This window comes from Tardiphaga sp. (genome assembly GCF_041424195.1).
Classification (GTDB): Bacteria; Pseudomonadota; Alphaproteobacteria; order Rhizobiales; family Xanthobacteraceae; genus Tardiphaga.
The window spans coordinates 12,784-37,709 of sequence record NZ_JBGMOE010000013.1 but is presented as its reverse complement, the minus strand read 5'-3'; the positions used below and the strand labels follow the sequence as shown (position 1 = coordinate 37,709).

The 24,926-nt window shown below is 62.0% G+C and carries 24 protein-coding genes; 7 read left to right on the top strand and 17 right to left on the bottom strand.

Annotated features, from left to right (window positions below):
- Nucleotides 1-174: 174 nt before the first annotated feature.
- From ACEK02_RS01845 to ACEK02_RS01835, 3 genes are all read right to left on the bottom strand, one after another.
- Complete coding sequence (locus tag ACEK02_RS01845; RefSeq protein WP_371420107.1) at nt 175-402, bottom strand: SlyX family protein; 228 nt, start codon at nt 400-402, stop codon at nt 175-177.
- Complete coding sequence (locus ACEK02_RS01840; protein WP_371420106.1) at nt 395-1,192, bottom strand: rhodanese-related sulfurtransferase; 798 nt, start codon at nt 1,190-1,192, stop codon at nt 395-397. The genes ACEK02_RS01845 and ACEK02_RS01840 overlap by 8 nt, the downstream gene beginning before the upstream one ends.
- A gap of 228 nt (nt 1,193-1,420) precedes the next feature.
- Nucleotides 1,421-1,636 carry a CsbD family protein gene (locus ACEK02_RS01835; protein WP_371420105.1) on the bottom strand — a complete coding sequence of 72 codons (216 nt, stop codon included), beginning with the start codon at nt 1,634-1,636 and terminating at the stop codon, nt 1,421-1,423.
- A gap of 165 nt (nt 1,637-1,801) precedes the next feature.
- On the opposite strand from ACEK02_RS01835, the gene ACEK02_RS01830 reads away from it, so the two are divergent.
- Nucleotides 1,802-2,338: a cupin domain-containing protein gene (locus ACEK02_RS01830; RefSeq protein WP_089266238.1), complete on the top strand. Its 537-nt coding sequence runs from the start codon at nt 1,802-1,804 to the stop codon at nt 2,336-2,338.
- A 45-nt stretch (nt 2,339-2,383) separates the two neighbouring features.
- On the opposite strand, the gene ACEK02_RS01825 is transcribed toward ACEK02_RS01830, so the two are convergent.
- The 10 genes from ACEK02_RS01825 to ACEK02_RS01780 form a co-directional block, all read right to left on the bottom strand.
- Nucleotides 2,384-3,709 carry an amidase gene (locus ACEK02_RS01825; protein WP_371420104.1) on the bottom strand — a complete coding sequence of 442 codons (1,326 nt, stop codon included), beginning with the start codon at nt 3,707-3,709 and terminating at the stop codon, nt 2,384-2,386.
- Between the two features lie 89 nt (nt 3,710-3,798).
- Nucleotides 3,799-3,984 carry a hypothetical protein gene (locus tag ACEK02_RS01820; RefSeq protein WP_371420103.1) on the bottom strand — a complete coding sequence of 62 codons (186 nt, stop codon included), beginning with the start codon at nt 3,982-3,984 and terminating at the stop codon, nt 3,799-3,801.
- A gap of 126 nt (nt 3,985-4,110) precedes the next feature.
- Nucleotides 4,111-5,802, bottom strand: coding sequence for a thiamine pyrophosphate-dependent enzyme (locus ACEK02_RS01815; protein WP_371420102.1), 1,692 nt, complete (start codon nt 5,800-5,802; stop codon nt 4,111-4,113).
- 190 nt (nt 5,803-5,992) lie between these two features.
- Nucleotides 5,993-7,501, bottom strand: a complete 1,509-nt coding sequence (locus ACEK02_RS01810) for a flavin-containing monooxygenase (RefSeq protein WP_371420101.1) — start codon at nt 7,499-7,501, stop codon at nt 5,993-5,995.
- A gap of 142 nt (nt 7,502-7,643) precedes the next feature.
- A complete protein-coding gene (locus tag ACEK02_RS01805; protein WP_371420100.1) occupies nt 7,644-10,337 on the bottom strand; it encodes a DUF2339 domain-containing protein in 2,694 nt (897 codons plus the stop codon).
- A gap of 137 nt (nt 10,338-10,474) precedes the next feature.
- A complete protein-coding gene (locus ACEK02_RS01800) occupies nt 10,475-10,981 on the bottom strand; it encodes a tyrosine phosphatase family protein (RefSeq protein WP_371420099.1) in 507 nt (168 codons plus the stop codon).
- A 127-nt stretch (nt 10,982-11,108) separates the two neighbouring features.
- Complete coding sequence (locus ACEK02_RS01795) at nt 11,109-12,062, bottom strand: NADP-dependent oxidoreductase (RefSeq protein WP_371420209.1); 954 nt, start codon at nt 12,060-12,062, stop codon at nt 11,109-11,111.
- Between the two features lie 335 nt (nt 12,063-12,397).
- Nucleotides 12,398-13,024, bottom strand: a complete 627-nt coding sequence (locus tag ACEK02_RS01790; RefSeq protein ID WP_371420098.1) for a hydrolase — start codon at nt 13,022-13,024, stop codon at nt 12,398-12,400.
- Between the two features lie 27 nt (nt 13,025-13,051).
- Nucleotides 13,052-13,678 carry a DNA-3-methyladenine glycosylase I gene (locus ACEK02_RS01785; RefSeq protein WP_371420097.1) on the bottom strand — a complete coding sequence of 209 codons (627 nt, stop codon included), beginning with the start codon at nt 13,676-13,678 and terminating at the stop codon, nt 13,052-13,054.
- A gap of 13 nt (nt 13,679-13,691) precedes the next feature.
- Nucleotides 13,692-14,576 (bottom strand): folate-binding protein YgfZ, encoded by an 885-nt coding sequence (locus ACEK02_RS01780; RefSeq protein ID WP_371420096.1) that lies wholly within the window; start codon nt 14,574-14,576, stop codon nt 13,692-13,694.
- A gap of 149 nt (nt 14,577-14,725) precedes the next feature.
- Here ACEK02_RS01780 and ACEK02_RS01775 point away from each other — a divergent pair, with 149 nt between their 5' ends.
- Nucleotides 14,726-16,060 (top strand): dihydroorotase, encoded by a 1,335-nt coding sequence (locus ACEK02_RS01775; RefSeq protein ID WP_371420095.1) that lies wholly within the window; start codon nt 14,726-14,728, stop codon nt 16,058-16,060.
- Nucleotides 16,061-16,172: 112 nt separating this feature from the next.
- On the opposite strand, the gene ACEK02_RS01770 is transcribed toward ACEK02_RS01775, so the two are convergent.
- Nucleotides 16,173-16,439, bottom strand: a complete 267-nt coding sequence (locus tag ACEK02_RS01770; RefSeq protein ID WP_068730348.1) for a hypothetical protein — start codon at nt 16,437-16,439, stop codon at nt 16,173-16,175.
- Between the two features lie 186 nt (nt 16,440-16,625).
- Here ACEK02_RS01770 and ACEK02_RS01765 point away from each other — a divergent pair, with 186 nt between their 5' ends.
- Together ACEK02_RS01765 and ACEK02_RS01760 are read left to right on the top strand one after the other, a co-directional pair.
- Nucleotides 16,626-17,912 (top strand): DUF445 domain-containing protein, encoded by a 1,287-nt coding sequence (locus ACEK02_RS01765; RefSeq protein WP_371420094.1) that lies wholly within the window; start codon nt 16,626-16,628, stop codon nt 17,910-17,912.
- Between the two features lie 187 nt (nt 17,913-18,099).
- Complete coding sequence (locus ACEK02_RS01760; RefSeq protein WP_371420093.1) at nt 18,100-18,870, top strand: esterase/lipase family protein; 771 nt, start codon at nt 18,100-18,102, stop codon at nt 18,868-18,870.
- Between the two features lie 19 nt (nt 18,871-18,889).
- Here ACEK02_RS01760 and ACEK02_RS01755 read toward each other — a convergent pair whose 3' ends face one another.
- Nucleotides 18,890-20,113: an alpha/beta fold hydrolase gene (locus tag ACEK02_RS01755; protein WP_371420092.1), complete on the bottom strand. Its 1,224-nt coding sequence runs from the start codon at nt 20,111-20,113 to the stop codon at nt 18,890-18,892.
- Nucleotides 20,114-20,456: 343 nt separating this feature from the next.
- On the opposite strand from ACEK02_RS01755, the gene ACEK02_RS01750 reads away from it, so the two are divergent.
- The 3 genes from ACEK02_RS01750 to ACEK02_RS01740 all read left to right on the top strand — a co-directional run bounded on the left by ACEK02_RS01750 (nt 20,457) and on the right by ACEK02_RS01740 (nt 23,453).
- On the top strand, nt 20,457-21,461 hold the full coding sequence (locus ACEK02_RS01750) for a TRAP transporter substrate-binding protein (RefSeq protein WP_371420091.1): 1,005 nt from the start codon (nt 20,457-20,459) through the stop codon (nt 21,459-21,461).
- A gap of 84 nt (nt 21,462-21,545) precedes the next feature.
- Complete coding sequence (locus ACEK02_RS01745) at nt 21,546-22,121, top strand: TRAP transporter small permease (protein ID WP_371420090.1); 576 nt, start codon at nt 21,546-21,548, stop codon at nt 22,119-22,121.
- Nucleotides 22,122-22,160: 39 nt separating this feature from the next.
- A complete protein-coding gene (locus ACEK02_RS01740) occupies nt 22,161-23,453 on the top strand; it encodes a TRAP transporter large permease (protein WP_371420089.1) in 1,293 nt (430 codons plus the stop codon).
- Between the two features lie 4 nt (nt 23,454-23,457).
- Here the strand turns inward: ACEK02_RS01740 and ACEK02_RS01735 are convergent, their stop codons facing one another.
- Both ACEK02_RS01735 and ACEK02_RS01730 read right to left on the bottom strand, forming a co-directional pair.
- Nucleotides 23,458-24,243 carry a FadR/GntR family transcriptional regulator gene (locus ACEK02_RS01735; RefSeq protein ID WP_371420088.1) on the bottom strand — a complete coding sequence of 262 codons (786 nt, stop codon included), beginning with the start codon at nt 24,241-24,243 and terminating at the stop codon, nt 23,458-23,460.
- Between the two features lie 70 nt (nt 24,244-24,313).
- Nucleotides 24,314-24,835 (bottom strand): hypothetical protein, encoded by a 522-nt coding sequence (locus ACEK02_RS01730; RefSeq protein WP_371420087.1) that lies wholly within the window; start codon nt 24,833-24,835, stop codon nt 24,314-24,316.
- Nucleotides 24,836-24,926: the final 91 nt, after the last annotated feature.

The window sequence follows — 24,926 nt, the reverse complement described above, 5'->3', positions numbered from 1 at the left end:
CCCCCCAGCGCAACAAAGCTTCGCGCAGTGGGAGAGAGGGTGGATCGACCGCGTAGCGGTCGAGACGGGTGAGGGGGTCGCAAACGAGGAGCGTGGTATTACCCTTCATCCCGCACGGCCTGCGGCCGCGCCACCTTCTCCCACAAAGGGAGAAGGGAAAGAAAGCAAGCTGCCTCAATAATGCGGCGGCGGCTCGTTCCGCGGCGCGCCGGAGTTGCTTTCGGCTTCCTGCAACCGCTCGCCGAGTCCTGCGACCTGGCGTGTCAGCGCGTCGATCTGCTTCCACTGCGCCGTGATGGTTTCGTTCAGCGTCTCGATCGTGTCGTCCTGAAATGCGACGCGGGTTTCGAGTGCGTCAATGCGTTCGCGCAAGCTTGCTATATCCTTTGCCGTCTCACTCATCGGATGCGCTCTCACGTAACATCGCAAAGTCTTCCGAATTGATCGGCAGGTCCGGCTTGATCGACTGGCTCTCGACAAGGCCATGACCGAGCGCAACGCGCTGGTCGAACACGAAGCACTCGCCGCGCCAGCGGCTCTCGGCTTCGGGAATCTCCTCGAGATATTTCAGGATGCCGCCTTTGAGGTGATAGACGTCGGCAAAGCCGCGCGACAGCAGATAGGAACTCGCCTTCTCGCAGCGGATGCCTCCGGTGCAGAACATTGCGATTTTCTTGTGCTTGGCAGGATCGAGCGTGCGCGCGACGAAATCCTTGAACTGGCCGAAGCTCGCGATGTCCGGATCGACCGCGCCCTCGAAGGTGCCCATCGCCACTTCGAACGCATTGCGCGTATCGAGCACCAGCGTGTTCTCGTCGGTGATCAGATCGTTCCAGTCGGCGGCGTCCACATAGGTGCCAACCGTCTTGGTCGGATCGGTCTGGGGATCGCCGAGGGTGACGATCTCCTTCTTCAGCCGCACCTTCATGTGGAGGAACGGCATCAGGCTGGCGCGGGAGAATTTCAGCTCGAGATGGTTCAGCCGGTCGCTGAACATCACGCCGGTCTCGAGCTCGCGCACCAGCGCATCGATGGCGGCATCGGTCCCGGCCACGGTGCCGTTGATGCCTTCCTCGGCCAGCAGGATCGAGCCTTTGATCCCGAGATTGGCGCAGTATGCGCGCAGCGGCTCGCGCAATACGCGGAAATCCGGCAGCGCGGCGAATTGGTAAAGGGCGGCGACCTTGAACATGGCGGGGGTTTACCAGCCGGACCGGCGAGGGGGAAGACCGGGAATATCGTCGCAGTCCGGCTGCAGCTCACCGGGCGCCCGTGCCGGGGTATTGACCTAGGTCATGACGGATTCAGGACAGCGGAACGATCTGCCGTAAAGCAAAAAACCGGCCCCTTACGGGACCGGCTCTTTTGCAGCGTCACCTGCGACCGACGGAGGAGTCAAAACTCCGCCGGTTGGAATTGCTTAAAGTTTGCGGTTCGCGAAGTCCGAGGCCTTGTCAGCGGCATCCTTGGCGGCCTGTTTGGCATCGCCCACGGCCTTCTGCGCATGGCCCTTGCCTTCCTGGATAAGACCCTCACCCTGCAGGCGGTCGGAGCCGACGGCTTCACCGACGCCCTGCTTGGCCTTGCCGATAGCTTCGTTCGCGGTTCCCTTGATCTTGTCTGCGGTGGCACCCATAAGATACTCCTGTCATTCAGCAGGCGCGGTTCCGAGACCATTCTCGATATGCGCTGCTTGAGCTTCGCAAGGACAATTGCCAGCTCAATTGAATGTTCCTCACTCCCGGAGGCGTGATGCCGCATGCGGTGGCAGCATTTCTTCGGAACCCAAGAAGGCATTGAAATGTCCGGTCACGGCCACGATCACACTCATCCGCACGATCACGCGCATGATCATTCCCACGATCATGATCCGGATCGCTGGAAGCACGACGGCATTCGCGTCATTCCGGCCGACAATCTCGATACCAACGTGCCTTCGACCAAAGGCATGGACCGTGCGGCGGCCATCAATTTCGCCCGCGTCGGTGCGCAGAAGCTGTGGGCCGGCACCGTGTCGATCCAGCCGGATGCCAAGACCGGCGCGCATCATCACGGCCATCTCGAAAGCGTCATCTATGTGGTGAAGGGCAAGGCGCGGATGCGCTGGGGCGATCGCCTGCAGTTTACCGCGGAAGCCGGCCCCGGCGATTTCATCTTCGTGCCGCCTTACGTGCCGCATCAGGAGATCAATGCCAGTGCCGACGAAGTGCTGGAATGCGTGCTGGTGCGCAGCGACGGCGAAGCGGTCGCCATCAATATCGACATCGAGCCGGTGGAGAAGCCGGAGACGGTGCTGTGGGTCGATCCCACGCATCCTGACGGTGCCGTGAAGAAGTAAACATCGAGCTGAGGCCCTCGCCCGAGATCGGACGAGGGCTTCTCGCTATTTGATCTCGGGCAATCCCGGCGAAAATGCCAGCGCGCTCTCGATCCATTTTGCAACACGCAGTGTGCGCAGGTCGTTCAAATAGGTTCCAACCACCTGCAGGCCGAGCGGCAGATGGTTCCTGCCGAAGCCGACCGGCAACGATAGCGCGGGCACGCCAATCAGCGTCCATGGCGCGCAATATTCAGCGTCGCCGGTATAGCTCAGCCCTTCCGGCGCTTCGCCATAGGCCGGCAGTGTCAGCACGGCGTCGTAGTTCGTCATCTGCTCGGTGAAATCCGCACGCAGCTTTGTCTGCAGCGCCTTGGCCTTGAGATAGGCGGCCGCGCTGATGGCGCTGCCGGTCTCCACCAGCTTCTTCAGATGATCACTGGTCTTGTCGGGATAGCGCGCGACAAGATCGCCGAAGATCACCGCGCCTTCAGCGGCCAGGATGGTGTTGATCGCATCCCAGTTGCTGCGATCCAGTTCGGGGAGTTCCAGTTCTTCGATAACGGCACCCGCGCTGCGCAGTCGTGCGACGGAAGCTTCGAACACCTGCTGCTGCTCGCTCTCCGCCTTGGCGAATTTGGCGAAGCGCACGATCGCCAGACGCGGCGACGGCAGCGGTAGCGCGCCGCGTTCGACAGAGATCTCGAAGGCGGGTACGGGCGCGCCATGCGGGTCACTGTCACTGGTGCCGGCAATCAGCGACAGCGCATAGGCCACGTCGTCGACCTTGCGCGCGAAGAAGCCAATGTGATCGAGCGACTGGCTGAGATGATGCGCGCCGCTGCGCGGGATCGCGCCGAAGCTCGGCTTGAAGCCGACGACGCCGTTGAAGGCGGCTGGACGGATGATCGAGCCCAATGTCTGCGTTCCCAGCGCCAGTGGCACGATGCCGGCGGCCACGGACGCCGCGGAGCCGGAAGACGAGCCGCCCGGTGTGTGCTTGCTGTTCCATGGATTGGTGGTCGGGCCAGGATGCCGCCAGGCGAATTCGGTGGAGACGGTCTTGCCGAAGATGGTGGCGCCGAGATTGCGCAGCCGTTCGACCACCCAGGCATCGGCCGATGGCACATGATCGGCATAGACGGCCGAGCCGTTGGTGGTCGGCATGTCGGTGGTGGCGATGATGTCCTTGATGGCGACGGGAATGCCGGAGAGTGGCCCCGGTTTGCGTATGGTATCGGTGGGGAGGACCTCGAAGGCCTTCAGTATGGGCTCGGCAGTTTTGGCCTGTGCGAGGCGCTCGGACGCATAATGGTCTGCCGCAGAAGTGTTGCCCTTGAAGAGGCGGAGGAGTTCGAGGACGCCGGCGCCGGAAGTAATAGTATTGGTCATGTCGTCCCTGAATGTCGCTGTCGTTTCTGTCCCTCCTCATTGCGCGCCGACACCGCTGGGGGGAGGGAGGCCATTGGTATCGTACCAGCTTACTTCATCGCTAATGCGGGCTCGATGTATTTCTTCACGACAAATTTGTCATAGTCGGGCTGGGCCGCGAGATTACCGAGCGCGATCTGGGTGTCCATGGAGATTTTCAGCGAAGGTGCAGCAATATCGACGCTGTCCGGATAGACGCCGTCGGCCAGCATACGCTTGGCGGCGGACTCGATCACGGCGGGATCCAGTGTTGGAAATTCCTTCTGCGGACTGCTTGAGGTTTGAAGTGTTTTGCCCCGGCTTTGGGCAGGCTGGAATTATTCTGGCGTGCCGAAGTGCAGTTTTGGCGAACAGTTCGCGGCTCAACCCGTGACGGCCATCACCGCTTCCTTGATCTTCGCCAGCGCGTAATTGCCGACCATGGCGGCGTCTACATGCGGCAGGTTGGGGATCTCGTCGGCCGCCACCACGCAATCGACAATGGCAGGGCCGTCGCAGGCGAGCGCGTCGGCGATGGCCTTCTTCAGATCGCCGGGCTGCTTGGCCGTAAAGCCCTGTGCACCGCAGGCCCGCGCCAGTGCGGCGAAATCGGGATTGGGGAATTCGATGGCCTCGCGGAAGGGAGCGAGGCCGATGCTTTCGGCTTCCAGCGTGATCAGGCCGAGGGCAGAGTTGTTATAGACGATGACCTTGATGGGCAGCTTGTGCTGCACGGCGGTCATGAATTCGCCCATCAGCATGTTGAAGCCGCCGTCGCCGGTGAGCACGATCACTTGCTTGCTGCGATCGAGAATCTGCACGCCGTTGCCCTGGCCGACGGAGGTGCCGACCGCGGCATTATTAAACGAGCCGATGATGCGCTGGGTACCGTTCTGGCGGATCCAGTTGGCCGACCACAGCGTGTTCAGACCCGTGTCGAACACGAAGATCGCATCGGGCCGTGCCAGATCGCTGACGACGCGCGCGACGGCCTGTGGGTGGATCTTGTCCTTGCTGCGGGCAGGATCGGCCTGCTTGTCGAGCATCTCGTCCCACTTCTTGCGGGCGTGGCTGGTCGTCTCGAAGAACTTGCCGTCGGTCTTGGTCTGCACCTTGTCCAGCAGCATCTTCAGCGCCGGCCGCGCCGAGCCGATCACGCCGAGCGACGTCGGCGTGCGCCGACCCAATGCTTCGGCGCGTATGTCGATCTGGATCACGTTGCCCTTCTTCGGCAGGAAGTTCGAATAGGGATAGTCGGTGCCGACCATCACCAGCAGGTCGCAATCATGCACGGCATTGTAGACGGCCTTCGTGCCGATCATGCCGAGCCCGCCCATCCAGCGTGGGTCTTCGAACGCCATGATTTCCTTGCCGCGCACCGAATGCACCAGCGGCGCTTTCAGCTTGTCGCTCAGTGCGCGCAACAGGTCGCCGGTGCCGAGCGCGCCGTGGCCGCACATGATGACGATGCTGGCTGCGGCGTCGATGCGGCGCGCCGCTTCCTGCACGGCGGCGTCATTCGGCAGAATCTCGCCGCGCGGTTGTAGCGTGGCGATGCTCGCGGTCGCGCCTTCGGCCTTGGATGAGAGCACGTCTACCGGCAGCGTCAGATGTGCGACGCCGGGACCTGCATAGGCTGCGGAAATCGCCTGGTGGATCACGCCGGGCGCTTGCGCCGCGGTGGTGATCGTTTGGGTGTAGAGCGAAACGTCGCGAAACAGCAAATCTGGCTCGGTAGTCTGGAAGAAATCGACGCCCTTCATTGCCCGCGCCATTTCGCCCGAGAGGGCCAGCACAGGCGCGTGGTCGCGCGCAGCCTCATAGAGCCCTGCCACCAGATGCGTGCTGCCGGGCCCGGTGGAGCCGGCACAGACGCCGAGCCGGCCGGTGAGCTTGGCCTGTCCCGCCGCAGCCAGTGCTGCACCTTCCTCATGGCGCACGCCGACCCATTCGATGCTGCTGCGCCGGACAGAATCCGCCAGCGGATTGAGCGAGTCGGCGATCAGCCCGAAGATCTGTTTCACCCCCACCTGTTCAAGCACGCGAACCAGATCGTCAGCGACTGTCTTCGACATGTGGGGGCTCCGATATCCGAGAATGGTTCCCCGCCGGGGAAGCGGGGCGATGATGCTGTCTGCTCAGCGTCCCAACATAGGCGACGAATGACCAACCTGCAGTAACGACAGAGCCCTCAAACGGTTTCGTGATTGCCAATCAAATTCGGGCAAGCAGGAACAAAAGCGGGCGGTGCTGCCCGCATTCGAGCTATTCGTATGTGAAGATCGGATCATTGTAATCGATGGCTGGAAACACGTCCTTGTCGCTCCAGTAGTTCTGGTTGTGTTGCCACTCCTGTTTGTCGCCGCGTTTCGGCAACAGGTGCATGCCGCGCATGATATAGCCCGGGTTGAAGTCCTCGGGATCGATCCAGGGCAGCAGCGGCATGTCGCTGTCTTCCGGCCGAAGCGTCGGTGTCACTGTCGTGGCACCAGTCTCGTCCATATGTTTCAGCAAGCCGCAGACGAAATCGGCGACGAGGTCGACGCGCAGTGTCCAGCTGGCGCGCAGATAGCCGAATATCCAAACCATATTGGGCACACCGGTGAACATCATCCCGCGATAGGTCACGGTATCCGAGAAATTCAGCGGCGCATGGTCGATGGAGAAAGCGATATCGCCGAGCACATTGAGGTCGAAGCCAGTGGCGGTGACGACCACGTCGGCGTCGATCGTCTTGCCGGACTTCAGCGTGATGCCGTGCTCCGTAAAGGTGTCGATTTCGTCGGTGACGACGGTGGCCTTGCCGGCCTTGATGCTCTGGAACAGGTCACCATCGGGGATGAAGGCGATGCGCTGGCGCCAAGGCCGATAACGCGGCGTGAAATGCGTGGCGATGTCGTAGTCCTTGCCGAGATAGGCCTGCACGCCCTTCAGCAATTCCTCCTTCACGACGTCGGGTTCGCTATTGGTGCGCTTGGTGAAAGCCTGCTGATCGAACAGGATCTTTCGGCGGACGATCTCATGGACCCATTCCTCGTCGACCTCGAGTTCGCGTAGCGTCTCCGCCAGCGCATTGGCATTGCGGCCGGTGATGAAGAAGGTCGGTGACCGCTGTAGCATAGTCACCGCCGCGCACTTGTCGGCGATGGCGGGTACCAAGGTTGCTGCGGTGGCGCCGGAGCCGATCACCACCACCTTCTTGCCAGTGAGGTCGAGATCCTCCGGCCAGGTCTGCGGATGCACCATGCGACCCTTGAACCGGTCCATGTCCGGCCATTGCGGCGTGTAGCCCTGATTGTGGTTGTAATAGCCCTGGCACATCCAGAGAAAGCGCGTGGTGAAGAACAGCGTCTCGCCAGTGTCGTGCCGAATGACCGTGAGCGTCCAGAGCTTGTCGTCATTCGACCAGTTGGCCGACAGGATCTTGTGCCGGTAGCGGATATGAGCGCCGAGGCCGTTCTCGGCGATCACGTCACCCATATAGCGAAGGATTTCCGCAGCGGTGGCGATGGGCGCCGAGGTCCAGGGTTTGAAGCGATAGCCGAACGTATGCAGATCGCTGTCGGAGCGGATGCCGGGATAGCGATGGGTGTGCCACGTGCCGCCGAAACTGTCCTGCGTTTCCAGAACGAGAAACCGCATGTCCGGATTTTGCTTGGTGAGATGATAGGCGGCGCCGATGCCGGAAATGCCGGCTCCGACGACGATGACATCGACATGTTCGGCCGCGTTGTTTACGGACGAATCTGTGGCGATCTTTCCCTGGATGTTCATGGGCTCCCGATCTTTTTGGCTCTCGCGCTTGGTGCGCGGATGCTTTTTATGCGGCCATCCCCGGTTTAAGGCCGGGGATCGCCGCGATCGGTATCATTGACGATCGCAGGGAATGCGCAAGCGGGAATTGAAGCGGGAAACGTCAGGTTTCCGCTGCCGGGGCCACCTTCGGTGGCTGCGCCTTGCGTCTGGAGAACAGGATGCGCTGGTACAGCCAGCCAATCGCCACCAGCACCAGGCCGAGGCACATGAAGGACAGCGCGCGATAGACACCGGTCAGCGATGACATGTCGATGAGGAACGCCTTCAGCACCGTCAACGCGATGACGATGGCCGAGGCCAGACGCGCGCGCTGCGAGCTGAAGATAACGCCGAGCCCGAGGAGCACCACGCCGAAGCCGAGCCATGCGATCGACAGCGTGTATTGTTCTGCGTCGGTGGTCGATGCGTTGTAGAAAACCGGACCGTGATAGATGCGGCGGATTTCCAGCGTCACAAACATCAGCGCTAGCACCAGCGCGCCGCCGGCAATGGTGTTGCCATAGGCCGGCTTGCGGCGCTCGGCGACGGTATAGGACAATAGCAGTGCCAGCACGGCGGGGAGGGCATAGCCGAGCAGCAGCAGATTGATGACCACGCCGCCCACATCGATGTACCAGATGCCGGGATTGGTGAGGAACATCAATCCGCCGAGCGTCGCAATGCCCGCGAAGAGTGTCAGCAGCACCGCGCTGACATTGTGCACGATACTGCCGCTGCGGACGCGCAGTCGCTCCAGCCCGATGGCCATCGCCAGGGCAACGCAGACCTGCAGCGCGATTTCCGTGAGGTCTGACGACGAGCGGTAGACGTTGCCGCCATTGACGAGATGGCGGATCTCCATGAAGGCCAGCAGTACCGTGAACAGGATGGCAGCGGATTCCACCATGCGTAGCGGCGCATCATCGCCGCCGCGGCGCATCAGTATGCTGGCAGTCCAGAACGACGCGGCCGGCACGCCATAGCCCCACAGCAGCCAGTTGAAGATCGGCGTGGTGCCGACCAGATCGCCGACCACGCGCGGCTCCCAGCCCATGCGGGCGACGACGATGCCGGCCAGAATGGCGGCGAGCCAGCGCAGGAACGGGATCGGCCGCTGCATCGAGATCCAGGCGGTGCCCAGCGCCATCAGCGACAGTGCGATGGTGAGCCAGCCTTTTTCCAGCGCGAATGTCAAAGCCAGCGCCAGCGCGCCAAGCGTGCCGGTGGCGAACAGTGCTGTGGAGATCGCGAGGCCAGGGCGCTGTTCGCGCTTGCCGAGCAGTTCGGTAGCCGCCGCGAAGGCAGCTCCGATGATGACGGCGAGGATGGAGAAGGGGACCGATCGATCGAGATGCGCGATGCGGGCATAGAGCGCGATCAATAGCGCCAGCGGCGTGAACACGGCGGCGCCGGACCAGATCACCGGAATGACGGCACTGATGGAGCGGCCCTGTGCGAGGAAGCCGAGTGCGCCGAAGCCGATGGCGAAGATGGCAGCGGACGCCAGATGCAGCGACACCGAGCTTTCCACCGGGCTGGCGCCGATGCCGGCCAGCGGCCCGCCGGGCAGCACCAGCATGTCGAGATTGCCCTGAATTGCCCATTCCAGAAACACAACGCCAACGAAGCCCGCGGCCACGGCAACGGCCGCGGTGGCCGCCTGCGCGTACCAAGCGACAAACAGCGTGCCGGCGACGATCAGCGCAAAACCCACCATGGCCATGTCGGCATGGAAGCTGGAAAGCACCACCAGCGTCGCGCTGAGCAGGCTCGCACCGAGCGCGCCCGACGAGATGCCCTCGATGCGACCTTCTTCTGCCGGCGGGCCGTACATGAAGCCGCATACGACCAGCAAAGAGGCGAGGACGAAGCCGGCCAGGACATGGAATGCATGGGGCGCGAGGGCCGGTGTGCCGGCGTCGAGCCCGGGCAGCGTCCAAAGCGTCGCGAAGGTGATGGTGGTCAGCGCCAGCCAGCGCCACAACCGAATACGCGCGAGGCCGAAGGCCGCTGCCATGACGATGGCGAGATAGATATACAGCGCCCAGTAATCCGGCTTGCCGGACGACACCAGCATCGGCGTGACGAATGCGGCGGCGATGCCGAGACCCGCGAGAGCCGGGCCATGCAGCAACGCCGCGGCCATGGTGCACATGGCGACGATGCCGAGCAGGACGAAGGCGGTGGCAGGGACGAGGAAGTCATACAGCGCATAGGCCGCATAGACGGTGGCAAAGGCGACGGCGGTGCCGGCGGCGGTGAGGATCGCCGGGATATTGGCGATGGGCAGCGGCGCGATCGATGAGAGGCTTTCCTTGCGGCGGGCAAATTCACCAACTGCGAGCAATGCCAGGGCAAACAGTCCGCCGAGCAGCACGCGCACTTCGGGGCCGAGCAGGCCGGCCTCGATGGAATAGCGCACCATGAAGAAGCCGCCGAGCGCCAGCGTGAGGCCGCCGACCCACACTACCCAGCGCGTGCCGATGCGTTCCTCGAAGCCGGGGCTGGCAGCAGGCACTTCAGCAGGTGCGGCAGGCTCGGGCGGGACCTCTGAAAGGACATCCGGCTGGATCGAAGGGGAGGGGGCCCCGATGACCTCAGCCGATGTGTCGGACTGGGCAGGTGCGGAAACGATGTCCGGTGCGGGTGCTGCGACGACGGGCGCTGCTGTGGCGGTCATCGTTGCCACATGCGGCGTCGCCTGGAAGGCATCGAGCCGGGCACGCAGCACCTTCACCTCATTGCGCGCTTTGCGCGCGAAGATGAAGGCGACGATGGCTATCACCAGCGTGACGAAACCGAAATCATCGAACATCGACTATCAAACCTTCTGGAAACAGGGCACACGCCAATCATGCCCCGGAACGACGTCTGGGGACATGGCCACTCTATGTGTTGTCGTGGAGAACTTTAGTTCACGCGTTGCGTGTATTTGGCACGCAATTGCTGGAATTAATCCAGATCGAGGCGGAACGGCTTGCCGATCACGGTCAGATTGCCCGGGCCCATCTCGTCGAGCGCGCGGACCATGCGGCCGTTGCGGCCGAGCGCCTTGTCGGCCAGCGTCACAAGCAGGCGGTTTGGGGACGCGATTGGCGAGGCCGCGCGAATGCGTAGCGCAATATCGCGCTCGTCGCGGTCCGGATTGAGCATGCAGGCGGCGGCGAATGCGCTGGCCGTCGAACGGGAGATGCCGGCATAGCAGTGGATCACCATCGGCGAAGCGCGGTCCCAGCCGCGGGCGAAGTCGAGCACCTGCATCACATGGCCCTCGTTCGGCGCAATGAAGCCGTCCATGACCTCGGTGATATCGTCCACGGAGACGCGCAGATGATTGGCTTCGAGGATCGACGGCGGCCGCTGTACCTGCGCGACATTGGCCATGATCGTCAGCACATGGCTCGCGCCGGTGTCTTTCACGGTGGGATGCAGATCGGCAAGCGAGCAGACGTGGATCATGGTGGTCCTTTTGTTACGGGCATTATACGGCTGCAGACGCGGCAGTGAAAGCACTGCGTCACTGCGATTGGCTCAACAATTATCGCCCGCGAAAGCCGGCGAACCCGGCGAAAGAGCCGTCTATAATTCATGGGATCGTGACAACGACTTTCCCTTTGACGCGTCCGCTTTCGACGTACTCCAGAGCTTCAGCAATTCTCGCGAGTGGATAGGTCCTGTCGATGGTGACCTTCAATTTCCCTTGCTCGATGAGCTCAGCAAGCAGAGCGAGATCGCCACCGCTTGGATGCATGAAGAGATAGCGATAGCGGACACCAGCACGTCGCGCCCGGGCCCGGATGTTGAAACTCATTAGCCAGAAGATGGCGGCAAGAGCCGGGCGGCCGCCGAGATCCCTGATCGCGGTTTGCGGTTCCGGCAGAGCGGCCACCGAAACGATCGTGGTTCCGGGCTTCATGACTCCGAACATCTGGTCCAGGGTCTTGCCGCCAATCAGGTCAAATCCAGCATCAAATCTATCCTTTACGCTGGATATGTCCTGGGTCGTATAATCGACGACCTCATCGCACCCGACCGAGCGCACCAGTGCTTCACCCCTCTTCGAAGCTGTCGTGGTCACATGTGCACCAAGCCATTTGGCGATCTGAATGGCGAAGGTGCCGACGCCTCCGGAGCCGCCCGAGATGAACACTTTCTGTCCCGGTTTGACGCCGAGCTCATCCCTGAGGGCCTGCAGAGCGGTCAGTCCCGCAAGCGGGACGGCAGCCGCGGTCGTGTAATCCAGGATCCCGGGCATATGCGCAGCGTGATCCTCGTCGACGCAGGCTTGTTCGGCGAATGCGCCGGCACGATCCTTCGCCACCCGGGCAAACACACGGTCACCTACGCGGAACCGGCTGACCTGGTTGCCGATGGCAATCACATCACCCGCGAGTTCGTTGCCGAGCACGAATGGAGGCTTTGACCGCAGGATTGCGCGCAGCTTTCCCTGCCGGATCTTGAAATCCACCGGGTTCAGGCCCGCAGCGCGTACGTTAACGAGAATATCGCGTGGCCCTGGCGTGGGCGCCTGGACATCCATCAACAGCGAACCTTCAGGACCGCCGTACCGCTTCAGGACGTATGCGCGCATGGAAGGCTCCGACCTCAAGGGGAATGTGCCACTCGCCGACCGAATGCGAGCCGTGTGCCCATGATCGCCCGCATATGGGTTAGCGCGATCTTCTTATCGCCGGCATCATAGGACTGCGGGTATGGTAGCAAAAGCGGTGCGTCGCTGCCACTGGCCCGACTGCCATCGCCCGCGAAAGCGGGCGATCAATTATACCGTGACCTCTCGATGCAAAATCCGCGGCGATGTCTGCCGGGTCACCGGTCAAGCCGGTGATGACAGTCAAGTGTGTGGTGAAACTACACTCACGCCAACAGCGTCTCGAACCGCGCCAGAAACCGTTTCTCTGCCTTGCTCGCCGACCACGGGGTCAGATAGTCATCCACCATCGCCTCCGAGAGACCGGGATCCCGCCCGAACAGTCGTTTGGACTCGGCCTGCGAAAAGCCCGCGAGCCGCGTTGCCTCCAGATAGGCAGCGCCCATGTCAGCGGCCTTGATCTGCTTGGTGATCCCGGGCTCCAGCACCGGCGGCAGGCCGAAGCGGATGTGGATCGCGCCGAGCAGGCGGTTCTCGATCACCTTGTAATCGCCGCCGATGACCGCCTTGAACGGCGAGATCATGTCGCCGATGACATATTCCGGCGCATCATGAAGCAATGCTGCGAGCCGCACGCGATCGTCGACGCGCGGCATCTGCTCGCGCAGCACGGCTTCCACCAGCAGCGTGTGCTGAGCTACCGAGAAAATATGTGCGCCGTGAGTCTGCCCGTTCCAGCGCGCCACACGCGCGAGCCCGTGGGCGATATCTGCCACTTCGATATCGAGCGGCGAGGGATCGAGCAGATCGAGCCGCCGGCCCGAGAGCATGCGCTGCCAGGCGCGGGTGGCAACGTCGCGGGAAAATCTTTGGTCGAATTTCGATTTGGCCATCGGTTCTTGTTCTTTGGTTTCTTGTCGCTACTTGGCTTTGAGGCGCGGCTTGCGCTTCAGGCCCATGCAGGCCTCATGGCAGAAGCAGGTCACGAGATGATCGTTGACCATGCCGGTGGCCTCCATGAAGGCATAGACAATGGTAGGCCCCACGAATTTGAATCCGCGCGCCTGCAGGTCCTTGGAGATCCTGGCCGATAGCGGCGTCGAGGCCGGCACGCTGCCATGGGTCTTGAAATTGTTGACCAGCGGCTTGCCGTCAACGAAGTCCCACAGATATTTCGAGAAGCCGGCGCCTTCTTCCATGATCTTCAGGTAGCCCTTGGCGCTGAGGATCGCGCCTTCGATCTTGGCGCGGTTGCGCACGATGCCGGCGTCATTCATCAGCGCGTGAACTTTCTTCTCACTGTAGCGCGCGATCTTTTCTGGCTGGAAGTCATCGAACGCTTTGCGGAAATTGTCGCGCTTGCGCAGGATCGTGATCCACGACAATCCTGCCTGGAAGCCATCGAGTATCAGCTTTTCATAGAGCGCGCGGTCGTCGTATTCCGGCACGCCCCATTCGGTGTCGTGATAGGCGATATAGAACGGGTCTTCACCCGGCCATGGGCAGCGCGTCTTGCCGTCGACATGCGTGATCGCGGGTTTGCTCATGCCGAAATCTTTTTCATGCGGGGTTCTTCTTCGTGGCCAGCGTGCGCACCGCAGCGGCGTCGGCCAGATGAATGGCGATGTCGCCGGCCATGAAAGCGGCATCGGCATCGAGCGCATCACTGGCGCGGTCAGTGCGGATCATGGCGAGGCCACGGCCATCGGCAGACGAGCCCATGGTGCCGATCGGCTTGTCGGCTGCGCGAATCTCGGTGCCGGCGGCCGGTGCCACACCATCCAGTGTGACGCCGACGATGCGCGTACGCGCAGTGCCGCGATGCTGCATGCGGGAGACGACTTCCTGACCGATATAGCAGCCCTTGTCGAAATCGATGCCGGCGAGCTTGTCCATATTGGCTTCATGCGGGAACGCATCGCCATAGGCGAAGTCGGCGCCGCCGCGCGGCACGCCGAGTGTGATCCGATGCGCCTCATATTCGGCAATGTCGACCAGTTCGGCCCCAACCAGCGCCGCCGTCTTCGCGGCGAGATCCGCCGGGACGAGGATGCGGTAACCGAGCGCGGCATTGCGCGGATCGGTAAAGGCGAGGTCCGGCTTCATCCCGGGCTCGCCGTCCCACACCGCCAGCACGCCGAGCGCGTCGGAGAGGTTTTCCACACTCACTTTGGCGCGCAATTTGTAGAAACCGAGCTTGGTGGCTAGCGGTTGTGCGAGCTCGCGCGGGCAATCGATCAGCAGCCCGCCGCCATGGCCGCTTGGCACTTCGGTGACTAGAAAGTCAGCGATGATCTTGCCCTGCGGCGTCAGCAGCGCGGCGAACCGTGCGGTGCCGGGTGTCAGCACCTCGATCTCGGAGGTCACGAGGTTGTTGAGGAAACCGCGGGCGTCGTCGCCTGCGATCTTCACCACACCTCGATCGGGGAGGAACGCTGCTTTCATTGGGAAAATCTCGAAAAAATCCAAAAAGGAGCCAGGAAACGAGGTGAATCGCGGCTGGCGGATATGACAGTCAAAGTTAAGCCGCTAAGATGCCGACAACAAGGCCCGCGCTCATCCTGCGCGGCATCCACAGGCTGTGACGAGACCAGATGACCCAGACATTCGATACCATTTTGAAGAACGGCACCGTCGTCAATCAGGACGGCGAGGGCGTGCGTGACATCGGCATTCGCAATGGCCGAATCGCCGCCATCGGATCGCTTGGCGCTGCCTCCGCGGAGGAGGTGATCGATTGCAAGGGGCTGCATATCCTGCCCGGCGTGATCGACACCCAGGTGCATTTCCGCGAGCCGGGTCTCGAGCAGAAGGAAGATCTGGAGACCGGATCGCGCAGCGCCGTGATGGGGGGTGTCACCGGCGTGTTCGAAATGCCGAATACCAATCCGCTGACCATCGACGAGGCCACCTTCACCGACAAGGTGAAGCGCGGCCATCATCGCATGCATTGCGACTATGCATTCTTCATCGGCGGTACCCGCGAAAACGTGCAGGACCTGCCGGAGCTCGAACGTGCACCTGGTTGCGCCGGCGTGAAGGTGTTTATCGGATCAAGCACCGGCGCACTGCTGGTTGAGGACGACGACAGCCTCCGCCGTATTTTCCAGGTCATCAAGCGCCGCGCGGCGTTTCATGCCGAGGACGAATACCGCCTCAACGAACGCAAGAACCTGCGCATCGAAGGCGACACCCGCTCCCACCCTGTGTGGCGCGATGAGACTGCGGCGCTGATGGCGACACAGCGTCTGGTCAATCTGGCGCGCGAGGCCGGCAAGCGTATCCATGTGCTGCACATCTCGACCAAGGAAGAAATCGAATACCTGCGCGACCACAAGGATGTCGCTTCCTGTGAGGCGACGCCGCATCATCTGACCATGGCGGCGCCGGAATGCTATGAGCGCCTGGGTACGCTGGCGCAGATGAATCCGCCGGTGCGCGACGCCAGCCATCGTGACGGCATCTGGAACGGCATCCATCAGGGCATCATCGACGTGCTCGGCTCCGACCACGCGCCGCACACGCTCGAGGAAAAGAAGAAGGTCTATCCGGCGTCACCTTCGGGAATGACCGGCGTGCAGACGCTGGTGCCGATCATGCTGGATCACGTCAATGCCGGCCGCCTGTCGCTGGCGCGTTTCGTCGATCTGTCGAGTGCAGGTCCCGCGCGGCTCTACAACATCGCCATGAAAGGCCGCATCGCGGCGGGCTACGACGCCGACTTCACCATCGTGGATCTCAAGCGCACCGAGACCATCACCAATGACTGGGTAGCCTCGAAGGCCGGCTGGACGCCCTATGACGGTGTGAAGGTCACCGGCTGGCCCGTGGGCACCTTCGTGCGCGGTCGCCGGGTGATGTGGCAGGGCGAGCTGGTTACGCCGTCGCAGGGCGAGACGGTGAAATTCCTGGAAACGCTGAAGGCGTAGCAGTCATTGCAAGGCGTAGGATGGGTAGAGCGCAGCGAAACCCATCATTTCCGCGTTTGTAATTGACGGGTTTCGCGAAGGCGCTCTCCCCATCCTACAAAGGGGGTGCTTCTTACTGCCGCGCCAGTGTCAGCGAGAACTCGCCATTGCGCACGCGGCCCGGAAGACCCTCGACGAATTTCGCCACGGCGTCTTCGCCATAGGTGCCGACGAGCTCGGCAAAGGCTGCGAACAGGCTGGCCTGCGCGAGGCAATCGCCATCGACGCCGTCATGCCGTGCTTCCGCCCAGGCTTCGTTGAGATAGCTCAGCGCGGCCTGTTTCTGTTCCTGATCCGGTAGCGGATCGCGGGCGGGGCGGTACGACAATGATTCGCTCATGAAATTCCCAAAACGGTCTTCGGCACGCATCAAAGCGAAGCGCGCCTCGCATGTTCGAATCGAGATTTATCACGCGGAGCCGGTTCCGCGAGCGACATCTTTAAGAAAGGTTAACGACAGTGACTCACATTGTCCGACATTATGTTAACAGCGGGAACCGGCGATCCTGACCAGTTGAGGAAGCCCATGGATGCAAACAGTTTTTCGTCTTTCGCCAGTCCCGGCGACGCCGCACGCGCAGCAGAGTTGCGCCGCATCAAGGCGATCGCGGCGCTGGTGCTGGCGAGCTGTCTGGTGGTGTTCATAACGGCAAAAATCCTGCTGCCGATTCACCCGGTGTTCGGATTCGTTGCGGCCTTTGCAGAAGCCGCGACCATTGGCGGATTGGCGGACTGGTACGCCGTTGTCGCGCTGTTCCGTCGGCCGCTGGGCCTGCCGATTCCGCACACCGCGATCATCCAGGCGAATCAGAATCGCATCGCCGACAAGCTGGGTGAATTCATCGAGGTGCATTTCCTCGAAGCGGGGCCGGTCGAGGCCAAATTACGCGAGGTGGATTTTGCGAGTTTCGTTGCAGACTGGCTGAGCGATAAAAAGCGTAGCGCGGACCTCGCGCGTTTCTTGCTGCGGCTGCTGCCCGAGGCGATGTCGGCGACGGAAACGTCGGGCCTCAAAACCTTCATTATCCGCCGCGTGATGACGCAGCTGCAGTCGGTCGATCTTGCGCCCATCGCAGCCGGCACCATGCGCGGCTTCATTCGCGATGGTCGCCATCAAGGCCTGCTCGACAATCTGCTCGGCGCCATGCATGGCGCGCTGACCGAGCCGGACACGCTGGCCGTCATCAAGAACAAAATTCGCGACGAGCTGCCGACGCTGCTCAAGCTTTATCGCGCCGATGCGTTCCTGCTGAAGCGGATCGTCGCCTCGGCGACCACCTTCTTCGACGATGTGCGCAAGGATCCCGAACATCCGTTTCGCGGCGAATTCGATCGCATGCTGCTGTCTTTCGTTGACCGGCTTGAGACCGAGCCCGGCTTCACCGGCCCCATCGACGGGTTGAAGCGCGATCTGCTGGCGCGCCCCGAGCTTGCCGAACTTGGACGTAATCTCTGGAACAATGCGCGCAGCTTCATCGAACGCAGTGCATCGGGCGAAAGCAATGTACTGGCGCATCATCTCGCCAATGTCTTTATCGAGGCCGGTGCGGCACTTCGCGCCGATGCGGAGATGCGCGGCGAGATCAATCAGGGCATCGTCGTGGTGTTGCGCTCGTTCATCGCCGATCAGAAGAGCGGCGTGTCCGGCTTCATCGCCGATCAGGTGAAGGCTTGGGACATGGGTCAGCTGATCGGCGTCATCGAAGTGAATATCGGCAAGGATTTGCAATATATCCGCTTCAACGGTTCGCTGATCGGCGGGCTAGCCGGTCTGGCGCTCTACACGATCGAGTATCTGTTGCGGCTGCTGTGAGGCGCGCAGTTCCGCATTGCGGAAGCGTAGCTGCGATTGGGTATCCGGGTGCGCTTGAACTACCGCAAACCCGGCCTTAACTTCAGTGAACTGATGCTTGCTTCGGTGCGTTGTGTGATGCCCTCCATGTGAGGCTGCTTTCAATCAATCGATATGACCGGCCAACGCGCCGGCGAGAGGAAATCAGATGTCGGCTACGGCCCAGGCGCAGCGTCCCCCGTCCAAAACCCTGATGTTTCTTGAAGGCCGTGCGGTCCACGAATTCGGCGCCTTTCTCGGCGCGTTGCCGCTGTTGAATCTCGCGCCGCGGGGCGATGGCCATCCGGTGCTGATACTGCCGGGTCTTGTGGCTTCGGATGTCTCGACGGGCCCGCTGCGCACGTTCTTGAAGGGCCGGGGCTATGCCGTGAGTGGCTGGAAGCAGGGCCGCAATCTCGGACTACGCGACGGCGTGCAGGATAGCATGGTCGCATTGCTGAAAGAGATGAATGAGACCCACGGCCGCAAGGTGAGCGTCATCGGCTGGAGCCTCGGCGGCCTCTATGCGCGCCAGCTCGCCAAGATGATGCCGGAGCGCGTGCGCTCCGTGATCACGCTGGGCAGTCCGTTCGCTGGCCATCCGAAATCCACCAATGCCTGGCGCGTCTATGAATTCGCCAGCGGCAAACGCGCCGACGATACCGACGACAGTTTTGGCGGCTCGCTCGCCGATACACCGCCGGTGCCCACAACGGCGATCTTTAGTCGCACCGATGGCGTCTGCGCCTGGCAAGGCTGCATGGAGAAATCGTCGGCGATGTCCGAGAGCATCGAGGTCGAGAGCAGCCATTGCGGGATGGGGCATCACCCCGCAGTCGTCTATGCAGTGGCGGAGCGTCTCGCGCAGAAGGAAGGCGCCTGGGCGCCGTTCGATCGCTCGGGCTGGCGCAGCCTGGTCTATCCGGACCCTAACAGATAAAGGCGCGTCAGCGACACGCCTACTCTGCTGCGGTCGTCACGATCCTGATCTCAGATGTCAGTGTCCGGTGTACCGGGCATTTGTCAGCGATCTCCATGAGCTTTGCGCGCTGCTCGGCATCGAGCTCGCCGTCGATCGCGATGACGCGCTCGATCTGGTCGAGCATGCCGTCCTCGGTCTCGCACTCTTCGCAGTCCTTCGCGTAGATCTTCTTGTGGTTCAGCGTCACTGTGACGTGCTCCATCGGGAGTGCCTTGCGGTCGGCATAAAGCCGCATGGTCATCGCGGTGCACGCGCCGAGTGCGCTGATCAGGAGATCATAGGGGCCGGGGCCGGTATCCTCGCCGCCAACGGTCAACGGTTCGTCAGCGAGCAGGCGATGTGGGCCGACCGTGACCAGTTGCTGGAATTTATTGGCGCGGGTCTCGCTGACAACCACCTTGCGCGGCTCTTCCGGCAGGCTCGCCACGGGTGTCACGGCAACAGGATCGAGATAGCGCCCCGCCCAGGCGGCGATGACGTCGGCGACGTAGATCGCGTCGTGCCTCTGCGTCAGCAGATGGTCGGCGCCGGCCAGCGAGACGAAGCTCTTGGGATGTTTGGCGGCGACGAAAATATGCGTGGCGTTGTCGATACCCACCGTGTCGTCGGTGGGCGCATGCATGATCAGCAACGCCTTGTGTAGCCTGGTGACCTTGGCCATCAGATTGTGCTCGGCGATATCGTCGAGGAATTCACGCTTGATGTTGAACGGGCGGCCGGCGAGCTTCACCTCGACCTCGCCCTTTTCGCGGATCGCGTCCACATGTTCGGCGAACATGTCGGTGACATGGGCGGGATCGGACGGCGCCGCGATGGTGACGACGGCTTTCGCTTCCGGGACCTGTTCGGCCGCGGCGAGGATCGCGGCGCCGCCGAGGCTGTGGCCGATCAGTATGGCGGGTGCCTGACGGATCTCGCGCAGATGGTCGGCGGCTCTCACGAGATCGGCAACATTCGACGAGAAGGTGCTGTTGGCAAAATCGCCCTCGCTGGAGCCGAGGCCGGTGAAGTCGAAGCGCAGTACCGCGATGCCTTTGAGCGTCAGTGCGGCGGAAATGCGCCGCGCCGCCAGCACGTCCTTGCCGCAGGTGAAGCAATGCGCGAACAGAGCATACGCATGCACGCCGCCATCGGGGAGGTCGAGCGCTGCCGCCAGCATATGGCCGGTCGCGCCGGGAAATTGAAAGCGTTCGGTTGGCACGTATGGCTCCTACGGTGATAGACGCCTCCTTTTACACCGATTCCGCCCAATCAATCAGCGGGGACTAAATACCCGTTCGACGGCCGATCTGCCGCTCTCTTCGCACTGCACATGCGTAGAACTTTAGTTCTGCGCGGGGCTCTGGCACGTGCTTGCCGGTCTCCGGTGTCGGTGCTAGATGTCGGGTCATCGTACAACTTTTCGGATGTGCCGCCGATTGCAAACCGATGGACGGCAGGCCGGCGCGCTCCTAGAGTTGTGACGACAAAATCGACCCCGCAAAGGGGCGAACCAGAATAACGGCCAAAGCGCCATCGGGAAATTCACAGGGAGGATTTCGTCCATGAAGAGAAGAGATGTCATCAAAGGCGGCTTGGCCGCGCTTGCCGCCGGAGTGACCGGCCTCGGGCAGCTTACGCCCGCGCAGGCGCAGACCAAGATGGTTCTGAAGGCTTCCGACGTCCACCCGCTCGGCTATCCCACGGTCGAATCCGTGGTCCGCATGGGCAAGAAGCTGGATGGCGCCACGAGCGGCCGGCTCACCATACAGATGTTTCCGTCCATGCAGCTTGGCGGCGAGAAAGAGGCCATCGAGCAGGCCCAGGTCGGCGCTCTGCAGATCGCCCGTATCTCTGTTGGCGCCGTCGGCCCTGTGGTCGATGATGTCAACGTCTTCAACATGCCGTTCGTTTTTCGCGATTCCAAGCACATGGAAGCGGTTCTCGACGGCGAAATCGGCACCGAACTGCTGAACAAGATCACGGCCAACGAAAAAACCGGTCTGGTCGCGCTTGGGTGGATGAATGCCGGCTCCCGCAACATCTATAACAGCAAGCGCCCGATCAAGACCCTCGCCGATCTCAAGGGTCTCAAGATCCGGATGATCGGTAATCCCTTGTTTATCGACACCATGAATGCGCTAGGTGGCAACGGCGTCGCTATGGGCTTTGATCAGGTGTTCAGCGCCATGCAGACCGGCGTCGTCGATGGGGCCGAGAACAACCTGCCATCCTTCGTGGCGCAGAACCACTTCCAGGTCGCCAAATATTTCTCGATGACCGAGCATCTGATCATTCCGGAATTGCTGGTGTTCTCGAAGGCATCATGGGCGAAGCTCACGCCGGACGACCAAGCGCTGCTGAAGAAATTCGGCCGCGAAGCCCAGCTCGAGCAGCGCGCGCTCTGGTATGAGGCAGAGAAAGCGGCGCTCGACAAGATGAAGGAAGTCGGCACCGACATTGTCACGTCCATCGACAAGCAGCCGTTCCGCGATGCCGTGAAACCGGTGTGGGAGAAATACGGTGCGAAATACGCCGAGATGACCAAGCGCATCGCTGCGGTAGCGTAGCGAAAATTCTCAGTCGTCGCCCCCTGCGAAAGCGGCGACGACGACTGAGAGATCCACGGTTCAGTCGCAGCGCCTGAGGTCTTCATGTCCGACGTCATTTCCAAATTGCCGATCGCATCTCATCTACCTGACGAAGCCGCCAGCCATGGTGCGGCTTATGCGTTCCGCCGCACCATGAACGCGCTATACTGGGGTGGTGCCGTGTTCTCGTGTCTGGCGCTCGTGTTAATCTCTGCGATCATCCCGTGGGCCGTATACACGCGTTACATTCTGAATAGCGCAGCGTCATGGCCGGAGCCGCTGGCGGTGTTGTTGACCATCGCGGTGACGTTTATTGGCGCTGCCAATTGCTATCGCCAGCGCATCCACATGAACATGACGGTGGGCACCAATTTGCTGCCGCCGCGAGCCCAGGTCGCGGCCGCCTTCATCAGCGAATTGCTGATGGCCGCAATGGCGCTGTTCATGATGATCTGGGGCATGAAGCTGGTGATGGCCACCTGGGGCAATTCAGTGGATGAATTTCCCTGGCTGTCTGTCGGGATCACCTACATGCCGATCCCTGTTTCCGGCGCGATGATGTTTCTCTTTGTGGTCGAACGCCTGACCATCGGCCCGCCGCCGCATGATGGCAGCGACGCGCACGTACCTCTCGACTAGCTTCGCCGATCAGCTCCAGCCAGAACAAAGAAATCCCACATGGACATCGCGGTTCTTCTTCTCAGCATGTGTCTCTTCTTCGCCGTCGGCATGCCCATCGCTTTCGCGTTGGCGCTGGCCGCATTGGTCGGCGCACTGTGGATCGATCTGCCCGTTGCGGCCGTGATGCAGCAACTCTCCAGCGGTGTCGGCAAGGTGTCGATGCTGACCGTGCCGTTCTTCGTGCTGGCCGGCGCCATCATGGCAGAAGGCGGTATGGCGCGGCGACTGGTGGATTTCGCGGCCGTGGTGGTCGGCTTCACGCGGATTCGCGGCGGCCTGTCGCAAGTCAACATTCTGGCCACCACCATCATGTCCGGGATCTCCGGCTCGTCGGTCGCTGACACGTCGGCGATTGGCTCGGTAATGATCCCGCAGATGGCGGCAAAGGGCTATCCACGGGTGTTCGCCACCAATGTGACCATCTCGGCCTCGGTCCAGGCGATCCTGGTACCGCCGAGCCACAATGCGGTGATCTATTCGCTGGCGACCGGCGGTGTGGTCTCGATTACCAGCCTGTTCTTGGCGGGCATCGTGCCCGGGCTCCTCCTTGGCTTCGCGATCATGCTGTTGTGTCTCTACGTTGCCTATCGTGACGGTCACCCCAAAGGTGAGCCGGTGCCGATGAAGCAGGCGCTGAAGATGCTGGGCGATGCCACCTGGGGTATCGTCACGCTGGTGATCGTGCTCGGCGGCATTCTCACCGGTATCTTCACGCCGATCGAGGCTGGCGCTGTGGCGTGCGTCTGGGCCTTCTTCGTCACGATGTTCATCTATCGCGACTACAAGTGGTCCGAGCTGCCGATGCTGACCTACCGGACGCTACAGACGGTGGCGATGGTGCTGACACTGGTCGCGACAGCGTCATGCTTCGGCTATGTCGCCGCGATGATGCAGATGCCGGCGCATATGACCGAGTTCTTCGTCGCCATCTCGTCGAATAAATACGTGCTGCTGATGTGGCTCAACATCATGCTGCTGATCCTCGGCACTGCGCTCGATCTTGCGCCGCTGCTGCTGATCTGCACGCCGATCCTGCTGCCGGTGGTGAAGAATTTCGGCATCGACCCCGTCCATTTCGGCATCGTCATGCTGCTCAATCTCGGCATCGGTCTGCTGACGCCGCCTGTTGGCACCACGCTGTTCGTGGGCTGCGCCATCGGCAAGGTCTCGGTGGACGAGGTGATGCGCGGGATCTGGCCGTTCTACTGGGTGATGTTCGCCGTCTTGATGCTTGTGACCTACGTGCCGTGGTTCTCGATGGCACTGCCGCATGCGTTCGGCTTCAGGTGAGTGCCTACTGAACGGGCTCTACTGACAACTGCTTGTAGCGTTCCTTACCGTTCAGCAAGTGCCGGCGCATCGCATCGCGGGCCTTGCGCGGCGAACGGGCGCTGATCGCATTGACGATGACCTGATGCTCCTTCTCGATGCTCTCGAGATAGCGCTTTTGCAATTCAGCCTTGCCCTCGAAGGTGCGGATACTCTGGCGTGGGATAATGAGACCGCCGAGGAATTCCAGAAAACCGACAAAGCGCGCATTCTGCGTCGCGAGGGCAATGGCGAAGTGGAAGTCGAAATCTTCCTTTACCGCACGGTCGCCATTGGCGATGGCGCGGCTGAAGGTAGCCGCGGCCTTGGCAATGGCTCGGATCTGGGCGGCGGTGGCGCGCTCGCTGGCTATGGCCGCGGCCTCCATCTCGACGGCCGTGCGCAGCTCGAGAATTTCAATCACGCTGCCGAGTGAGCCCAGACCGTCGGGGTCGATGGCATAAGGCTGCTGATCGGGCTCGCTATTGACGAAGGCGCCGGCGCCCTGCCTCGTGGTTACAAGGCCCCGGGCGCGGAGTGCCGCAATCGCCTCGCGAACGACCGTGCGGCTGACGCCCATGGCCGCCATCATGGCCTGCTCGGTCGGCAGGCGGGCGCCTGCGGGCAAGCGGCCTTCGGTGATCTGGGCGGCGATGCGCTCGACCACTTCCTCGGTCCGGCGGCGTACAGGATTGAGCGGTCGCAGCAAGGGCGTGCCTGCTGCACCGTTGGTCGTCTTGCGTGCGGCGCGTCGTTTGGCTTGTCCGGTCATCGTACAACCGGGCTACCATCGCCGATGTCGCTGCGCAAGCTTGCGGCACGCGGCATTGCGCTGCACGCTCCTACATTGTCTCGAGTTCGGGGAGCTTGAGGTCGCATTCGACCCAGGCGCCGTTGATGGCAAAGCGCTGGAACGGGGAGTCAGGGACAGCGGCCTGCAATGGCGCGAGGAACTGTGCATCTGCGGGGCTGCGTAGCTGAAACTGCACATGGCTGGCGGAGAGGGCGTTGCGCGACAGCCAGACCATGCCGGAAAACAGTTCGATCAACAGTTGTCCGTATTTATCAAGACCAGCATGTCCGAGGTCGTAGGCCGGCGATACGGTCATGAAGCGGCAACGCAGCACGGGGCCTTCGAATTTTGGCATCAGCAGTTTGCTGACCTGACAGAAAGCCTGCGGGACGGTGCCCTCATACAGGCCATACAACCCACCCTTGCCGCCCTGCATCACCGGTTCCAAAGCGGCGAACATGCCTTGAGTGTAGGCTGAAAAATCCTCTTCGGCGGCCTCGGCAGCCTTCCGCCACTGGGACTTCAGGGAAGCCCAGCTTCTGTCGGCGTCGGTGATCGGCAAGAGCCGCATCTCGAGGTCCTCCCGCCGATTTACACACGGCCGGACCCAACCCTAGCTATATACCCTCAAGATTTTGATAACGGGAACTTGGGGCAGCGGC

Coding starts and splice junctions, on each gene's coding strand:
- ACEK02_RS01795 (WP_371420209.1), bottom strand. CDS start 12,062: ATGGATGTCCAGGCGCCCACGCCAGGGCCACGCGATATTCTCGTTAAC.
- ACEK02_RS01810 (WP_371420101.1), bottom strand. CDS start 7,501: ATGAACATCCAGGGAAAGATCGCCACAGATTCGTCCGTAAACAACGCG.
- ACEK02_RS01825 (WP_371420104.1), bottom strand. CDS start 3,709: ATGACCAATACTATTACTTCCGGCGCCGGCGTCCTCGAACTCCTCCGC.
- ACEK02_RS01835 (WP_371420105.1), bottom strand. CDS start 1,636: ATGGGTGCCACCGCAGACAAGATCAAGGGAACCGCGAACGAAGCTATC.
- ACEK02_RS01805 (WP_371420100.1), bottom strand. CDS start 10,337: ATGTTCGATGATTTCGGTTTCGTCACGCTGGTGATAGCCATCGTCGCC.
- ACEK02_RS01760 (WP_371420093.1), top strand. CDS start 18,100: ATGTCGGCTACGGCCCAGGCGCAGCGTCCCCCGTCCAAAACCCTGATG.
- ACEK02_RS01745 (WP_371420090.1), top strand. CDS start 21,546: ATGTCCGACGTCATTTCCAAATTGCCGATCGCATCTCATCTACCTGAC.
- ACEK02_RS01765 (WP_371420094.1), top strand. CDS start 16,626: ATGGATGCAAACAGTTTTTCGTCTTTCGCCAGTCCCGGCGACGCCGCA.
- ACEK02_RS01800 (WP_371420099.1), bottom strand. CDS start 10,981: ATGATCCACGTCTGCTCGCTTGCCGATCTGCATCCCACCGTGAAAGAC.
- ACEK02_RS01845 (WP_371420107.1), bottom strand. CDS start 402: ATGAGTGAGACGGCAAAGGATATAGCAAGCTTGCGCGAACGCATTGAC.
- ACEK02_RS01830 (WP_089266238.1), top strand. CDS start 1,802: ATGTCCGGTCACGGCCACGATCACACTCATCCGCACGATCACGCGCAT.
- ACEK02_RS01770 (WP_068730348.1), bottom strand. CDS start 16,439: ATGAGCGAATCATTGTCGTACCGCCCCGCCCGCGATCCGCTACCGGAT.
- ACEK02_RS01840 (WP_371420106.1), bottom strand. CDS start 1,192: ATGTTCAAGGTCGCCGCCCTTTACCAATTCGCCGCGCTGCCGGATTTC.
- ACEK02_RS01790 (WP_371420098.1), bottom strand. CDS start 13,024: ATGGCCAAATCGAAATTCGACCAAAGATTTTCCCGCGACGTTGCCACC.
- ACEK02_RS01785 (WP_371420097.1), bottom strand. CDS start 13,678: ATGAGCAAACCCGCGATCACGCATGTCGACGGCAAGACGCGCTGCCCA.
- ACEK02_RS01730 (WP_371420087.1), bottom strand. CDS start 24,835: ATGCGGCTCTTGCCGATCACCGACGCCGACAGAAGCTGGGCTTCCCTG.
- ACEK02_RS01750 (WP_371420091.1), top strand. CDS start 20,457: ATGAAGAGAAGAGATGTCATCAAAGGCGGCTTGGCCGCGCTTGCCGCC.
- ACEK02_RS01815 (WP_371420102.1), bottom strand. CDS start 5,802: ATGTCGAAGACAGTCGCTGACGATCTGGTTCGCGTGCTTGAACAGGTG.
- ACEK02_RS01775 (WP_371420095.1), top strand. CDS start 14,726: ATGACCCAGACATTCGATACCATTTTGAAGAACGGCACCGTCGTCAAT.
- ACEK02_RS01780 (WP_371420096.1), bottom strand. CDS start 14,576: ATGAAAGCAGCGTTCCTCCCCGATCGAGGTGTGGTGAAGATCGCAGGC.
- ACEK02_RS01735 (WP_371420088.1), bottom strand. CDS start 24,243: ATGACCGGACAAGCCAAACGACGCGCCGCACGCAAGACGACCAACGGT.
- ACEK02_RS01740 (WP_371420089.1), top strand. CDS start 22,161: ATGGACATCGCGGTTCTTCTTCTCAGCATGTGTCTCTTCTTCGCCGTC.